The sequence below is a fragment of the Thermoplasmatales archaeon genome, from assembly GCA_014361195.1.
Classification (GTDB): Archaea; Thermoplasmatota; E2; order UBA202; family JdFR-43; genus JACIWB01.
Genome location: JACIWA010000036.1, coordinates 1 through 558 on the forward strand (window position 1 = coordinate 1; position 558 = coordinate 558).

Annotated in this window: 1 protein-coding gene; it reads left to right on the forward strand. The window is 40.3% G+C overall.

Annotated features, from left to right (window positions below):
- The coding region (psmA, locus tag H5T44_06460) for an archaeal proteasome endopeptidase complex subunit alpha (protein ID MBC7081861.1) at positions 1 to 558 on the forward strand (558 nt) is incomplete at both ends.

A 558-nucleotide genomic window follows, 5' to 3' on the forward strand; every position in this document is an offset into this window, starting at 1 on the left:
ACAGTATTTAGCCCGGATGGAAGATTGTTTCAGGTAGAATATGCAAGAGAAGCGGTGAAAAGAGGAACAACTACTGTTGGAATAAAATTCAAAAAAGGAGTTGCTCTTATAGTTGATAAAAGAATCACATCCCGCCTGATAGAGCCAGCTTCAATAGAAAAGATATTCAAGATAGATGAGCATATCGGATGTGCTACTTCAGGGCTAGTTGCGGATGCAAGAGCTCTGGTAGAGAGAGCAAGAATTGAGGCACAGATAAATAGGCTAACATATGAGAAGCCAATACAAGTCAAGGCCCTGACAAGAAAAATATGCGATTTCAAGCAAACATATACTCAATATGGAGGGGTTCGTCCTTTTGGAACCGCCTTACTTATTGGAGGAATAGATGAAACTGGAGCTCATCTTTTTGCAACTGACCCAAGTGGGGCGATGGTTGAATATAAAGCAACCGCTGAGGGAGAGGGAAGGGATGCTGCAATTGAATATTTTGAAAAGAATTATAAGGAAAATATGAGCATGGAGGAAGCAATAGAAATTGGCCTTGAAGCAATAAAA